Origin of the sequence: Alkalibacillus haloalkaliphilus C5, from assembly GCF_000269905.1 — a bacterium.
Lineage (GTDB): Bacteria > Bacillota > Bacilli > Bacillales > Alkalibacillaceae > Alkalibacillus > Alkalibacillus haloalkaliphilus_A.
This window is the reverse complement of record NZ_AKIF01000175.1, coordinates 1-5,207: the sequence shown is the minus strand read 5'-3', so window position 1 is coordinate 5,207 and position 5,207 is coordinate 1. Positions and strand designations below refer to the sequence as shown.

The 5,207-nt window shown below is 36.5% G+C and carries 8 protein-coding genes; 7 read left to right on the top strand and 1 reads right to left on the bottom strand.

Annotated elements, in window-relative coordinates; all coding sequences use genetic code 11:
- Together A194_RS0114355 and A194_RS0114350 are read left to right on the top strand one after the other, a co-directional pair.
- Positions 1-412, top strand: a 412-nt coding sequence (locus A194_RS0114355; RefSeq protein WP_029425328.1) for an FtsX-like permease family protein, incomplete at its 5' end; no start/stop codon positions are given.
- On the top strand, positions 402-1,076 hold the full coding sequence (locus tag A194_RS0114350; RefSeq protein ID WP_017187502.1) for an ABC transporter ATP-binding protein: 675 nt from the start codon (positions 402-404) through the stop codon (positions 1,074-1,076). The genes A194_RS0114355 and A194_RS0114350, both read left to right, overlap by 11 nt.
- A 382-nt stretch (positions 1,077-1,458) precedes the next feature.
- Here the strand turns inward: A194_RS0114350 and A194_RS21415 are convergent, their stop codons facing one another.
- Positions 1,459-1,839: a DUF6198 family protein gene (locus A194_RS21415; protein WP_017187500.1), complete on the bottom strand. Its 381-nt coding sequence runs from the start codon at positions 1,837-1,839 to the stop codon at positions 1,459-1,461.
- Positions 1,840-1,960: 121 nt separating this feature from the next.
- On the opposite strand from A194_RS21415, the gene A194_RS0114340 reads away from it, so the two are divergent.
- The 5 genes from A194_RS0114340 to A194_RS19515 form a co-directional block, all read left to right on the top strand.
- On the top strand, positions 1,961-2,623 hold the full coding sequence (locus A194_RS0114340) for an HAD family hydrolase (protein ID WP_017187499.1): 663 nt from the start codon (positions 1,961-1,963) through the stop codon (positions 2,621-2,623).
- Positions 2,624-2,695: 72 nt separating this feature from the next.
- A complete protein-coding gene (locus A194_RS0114335; protein ID WP_017187498.1) occupies positions 2,696-3,145 on the top strand; it encodes a hypothetical protein in 450 nt (149 codons plus the stop codon).
- Positions 3,146-3,197: 52 nt separating this feature from the next.
- Complete coding sequence (locus tag A194_RS0114330) at positions 3,198-3,674, top strand: hypothetical protein (protein WP_017187497.1); 477 nt, start codon at positions 3,198-3,200, stop codon at positions 3,672-3,674.
- 138 nt (positions 3,675-3,812) lie between these two features.
- Positions 3,813-4,409: a class I SAM-dependent DNA methyltransferase gene (locus tag A194_RS0114325; RefSeq protein ID WP_017187496.1), complete on the top strand. Its 597-nt coding sequence runs from the start codon at positions 3,813-3,815 to the stop codon at positions 4,407-4,409.
- Between the two features lie 240 nt (positions 4,410-4,649).
- On the top strand, positions 4,650-5,207 hold a 558-nt coding region (locus A194_RS19515; protein WP_017187495.1), incomplete at its 3' end, for a DUF6241 domain-containing protein.

Below are 5,207 nucleotides of genomic sequence, written 5' to 3'. Positions count from 1 at the left end.
AGGAAATGTGACGGAAACAAGACTTGGTGTGTATGTACATGGCAATATTGAAGGCATATTTATAGTGATGGTAGTTCTCTTATATATAGTCGGGATAATCACTGTTATTCAGTCGTTGTCCAATTTGTGGAGAGTGCGAAAGAAGGAAATTTCTTTATTTAATACCATTGGCTGGAGTAAAAAGAAAATAAAACAATATTTATTGAAAGAAGTTTTGATTTGGGGAAGTATAGCGACTGGTTTAGGTTGTGTGATCAGTCTTATTGCTCTAGCATTCTTCGTAGAATTATCTTCCCATGTCATTGTAGGTAGTATTATTCCGATACTGCTTATTTTAGGACTTACTTTATTAATTGCAAATCAATCTATGAATTGGTTCTTTTTTAGAGGGGGAGATGACCGTGCTTATTAAGATTAATAATGTAGCAAAATCCTATCAAATAAATAAGGAAAATGTGCACGTGTTAAAAGGGATTGATTTTGAAGTTGCATCAGGTGATTGGCTGACGATCACTGGACCTTCTGGTTCGGGGAAGACAACGCTTTTGAAAGTTCTATCTGGCATAGAACGACCTGATGAAGGATCTATTATGATTGGTGATTTTCATATTTCTGAAGGGGAAGAAGAGAAAAAAAGAGATTTCCGAAGAAACAATATAGGCTATATATTTCAAGATTTTAAGTTGTTTGAGCAGTTTAATATATTATTAAATGTGATGATACCTTTATTGCCGTATGAGAAGAAGGAGCAGATTGAGAACAATGCCAAGGAAATTCTGGCCAAAGTAAATCTTTCACATCGAGAGAAGCATCAGCCGGCTATGGTATCAGGCGGAGAAAAACAACGAACAGCGATTGCAAGATCCTTAATGAATCGGCCCAACATATTGCTTTGTGATGAACCAACAGGAAACTTAGATGTAGACAGCAGAAATCATGTTATGTCTATACTCAAAGACCTGCACAAAGAAGGAATCACAATTATTCTTGTAACCCATGATACAGAGTTAAGCACATACGGAAATCATTTGTTTGAAATGCGAGACGGACTGTTAACAAGAAAGCAACACTCTTAATAATTGAAGCGAATCGTTAAAGTAATCACTTCAGAGCTCGTTTGAGGTGATTACTTTTTATTGTGTGCTAAGCATGGCAACGATCTATGCAGTGAATGTTCATTGCTAGGTACATATCAACCAACCACTAGAGATACGTAAGGTAAGTTAAAGGAAATGTGTATCAAACACGCGTCGTATCTGGCTTAATGCTAAGAAAAACCTTTTGATAAATCGGGCTTTGAATCAAAGTAAAAATAAACGTGAAAACAAAGACAGGCCCACCTAAAACTAATCCAATTAAAAGCACACACGACTCGACATAAATACGAATTCTTTGAATCGATTTACCGGTTAAATCAGCGATTGAAAGCATGAAGCCATCACGAGGGCCAAGCCCTATTTATGCAGCAGAATAGGTTCCGCCTCCAACGCCCATCGCGACGATCGCTAACAGCATAATAGCGATATCCTCAACTAATGAACTTCCAACAGGGAACCATTGTAAGTATAGAAATAGATCCACAAATACACCGACTAAAAAGGCGTTAAGGAATGTCCCGACATTGATGTATTGGCGTCTTGTGAAAAATGTAAAAATCATAATAATGAGGCCAATGATGATTGTCCACGTTCCAACCGTTAACCCTATTAAGTCAAAAAGAGCAAGGCTTAATACATCCCAAGGGTGAATCCCAAGGTATTGCACTTGAATGGCAAGTGATATGCCGTATGCAAATATAACTAAACCGGTGAAGAAGATGATCAATTGTTTATAAATCATATGGAACATCCCTTTTTGCTTTTTATAAATAAATTATATTGTAACACGGAATACTGACTGGTGATATATGGAATTTAGTATGCTAAAATAGTAAGAAGAACTAGTCGAATGGAGTGTTTGGATGGCAGTTGTGACAGTTGATTTTGATGGTACATTGTATCAAGGCAATTCGTTTAAAGTGATGTTTCAAGTTGCTAAAAAAGAGTACGGTGTAAAAGAATGGGCTGTAGTTAGTGCTGGGTTAGTTAAGAGTGTGTTCGTCGGAATTTTTAAAGGGAAAGAAGCGTTTAAGCACCAGTTTTTCCATGGTTTTGTGAAGTCGTTTAAAGGTAAAAAACAAGAAGATTTAGCATCTTTTTTTGATGAGTTAGCTAGAGGAGATTTAGAAAAAGTAAACCGTGCGTTAGTAGAAAAGGTTAAGCGTCACCAAGCAGACGGTGATGACATTGTCATCTTATCAGGTGCATTAATGCCTTTTTTAAACGCGTTTGTTCGCGAAGTCGGGTTAGAAAACGTCGAGACGATTGGTACGCAACTTGTTTTCGATGATGAAGGTGTCTGTGTCGGTAAGATGGGACGTATTGTAAACGGTGATGAAAAAGTTAACCAGCTTCGTGCTTGGCTTGGAAGAAATGAGAAGGATGAGCAATCTGAAACGCTTTATGCCTATGCCGATAGCGAATCAGACGCGCCGTTGTTAGATTTAGTTGACTATCCAATTGTTGTAAATCCTGATGAGAATATGGCGAAGTTAGCGACGCAAAAAAGTTGGCCGGTGTTTTAGATTGGTTTCTCGTAGTTGGTGGATCAAGCTTTTTAGTACTTAATTTGGTAGGTGATTGACCTGAGTAACAAAATGTTGGTTGTTGTATTTAGTAGTGTGTTTATTGGTTTGATGTCCTTGGTGTTTTGGTTTTATCCTAATATCTCATCTACTGCTGACCAAAAAAGTACTGTGGAGTCAAACTATGAAAAGATTGAGCAATATACAACTAATTTAGCTGAGGTTGAAGAGGAGTATGACTTAAATTTTGAATACGCCACACTTGAACAACCGATTGGTGTGGCAAACACACTTGTCCATTATATAATCGACTTAATTGAACAGGAAGTGCTGAGCAAAGACATGGGTGAATTAACTTTGGATGAAATCGATGATGTCTTAACTGAAGTGGATAGTTCGTGTTTGGAGTTAAAAAGTCTAGTAACCTATGAAGAGTATTTTAGCGAAGAACGGCAGTATATAGAAGATAGTTTAAACGATTTGAGAGTGTTGAGAAGTTTATTAGTAGGGGTAGTAGAGTGACTTTATTAAAGGAGCTCAGTAGCTAAGGTGCCCCTAAGGTAGGTGATTTACTTTGAGTAACAAAGTGTTGGCTATTGTCTCCGTTAGTGTGTTTATTGCCTTTACATCTTTAATATTGTTGTTATATCCAAATCTTGCATCTAACGCTAACGAAGAAAGTGGTATAGGAGGATCACACCATGAAAGTATTGAACGTTTCACAACTAGTTTAGTTGAGTTGGAAGAGGAGTATGACATTGATTTTGAAAGTAAAACAACTGACAACCCAGCTGGTTATGCTCAAGCTCGTGCACATCGCATCATTGATCTCCTTGAAACTGATGTTTTAAGCCAAGATGAATTGGATGAAATGACTGAAGAGGAATGGAGCTATGTATTTAGTGTGTTGAGCGATCAAACATCAAGGGTAGTAGTTCTAACATACCATGTTAAAACTTTTAGTGAAGAAGAGCGGTATATAGAAGATCTTTTAGTTGAATTGGATTTGTTGAGTGATGTATTGGCGTGGATTGTGTATGACCTTCATTAAAGAGGCTCAAGTTTAAACTAAGTAGTTCTGCTATTTGCTACGTAATGGACTATAAAGTTTGTGAAGAAATCTACTTAAGCTAATGTGAGCAGGTTAATGAAACATCAAACATCAAACATACGAAACGGAGAGCTGTTTATGGAAGAGAATGTGTTTGAACAGATGGCAAAAAAATATGATACAAAAGAAAGAATAAAATTAGCTAAAGCTATAGTTAGGGTAATAAGACCTAAGTTACATAATAGTAAGTCGAAATCATTAATAGACTATGGGAGTGGTACTGGTCTAGTTGGTTTAGAGTTATCAGATTTAGTTGATTCTGTTTTGTTGGTAGATTCATCAAAAGAGATGTTGGAGGTTGCGAAAGCTAAGATTTCCCACAAGGAAATTACTAACTCAAGAGTACTTTATTCAGATTTCACCCAAGAAACTCCTGAACTTAAGGCTGACATAATTGTAATGTCATTAGTCCTTCTTCATATTCCAGATACTAATAAGATTTTACAAGAGTTGTTCAACATTTTAAATAATGGTGGTAGGCTACTTGTTGTTGATTTTGACAAAAACGACAAAATAACTCATCCGAAAGTTCATAATGGTTTTTCACATGAGGAATTGAAAACAAAGTTATCCGAAGTCGGATTTAAATCAACTGAAATTAAGACATTCTATCATGGAAATCGTATCTTTATGAATCAAGATGCCTCAATGTTTATATCCAGTAGTATAAAGTGATTAAAGTATAATGGCTTGTTCAACTAAAGTGGGTGTTAGTTAAAGATGAGGTTTTGATATAAAGTTGAATAAGTGAGAAAGTAACAAAAGATAATTTAATAATAACGTTGTAAAAACAACACTTACACTATCGGGATTTTAGTTGAAGTCGTTATTGTCGTGAATTGTAGGACTTTTTGTACAAAAACCTCTGTAAAAAACATGGATAAAATTGTATGATATTGGTACGGAGTGATGGCCATGACAATATATAAATGGATTGTAGGAACTTTATTAACGATTCTTCTATCAATTGTTATTTTCTTTGCTGTCGTTGTTTTGTTAGACCGTGCAGAAGCATCGAGTGAAGACGAGGAGCGAGAAGCTTTACCTGTGGGTCGAATTGTAGATGCAGAGGAAGAAGATGATGAAGAAGAGATTGATCGAGGGGAAGTACATACGGTAGAGTTAAACCCTTTTGGAGAACCTGTCAGTCAGTCTGATTTGACTAAACATGAAGTAAGAGACTACATTCATAAGATGTCGCATCAAAAGATCGAAGCAGATATTAAGAGGGGATTCTATTTAATTACGGATGAAAGAATCCATTGGCTTATTGACGGTGTAGAACAAGTGCGAGGAGAAATGCCAGGAGATGAAGTGTACTTGGATATATTGAATCGCTGGTCTCAAGGTGACTTCTCTCGTGTTGATGAAGATCATAATGTGATCTGGAATATGCAAGATGGTGAGATCGGTGAAGCGACAGGGATTTTAAATGAAGAGGAAGAGCGAGCTTATATTGAATCGAATTTAAGC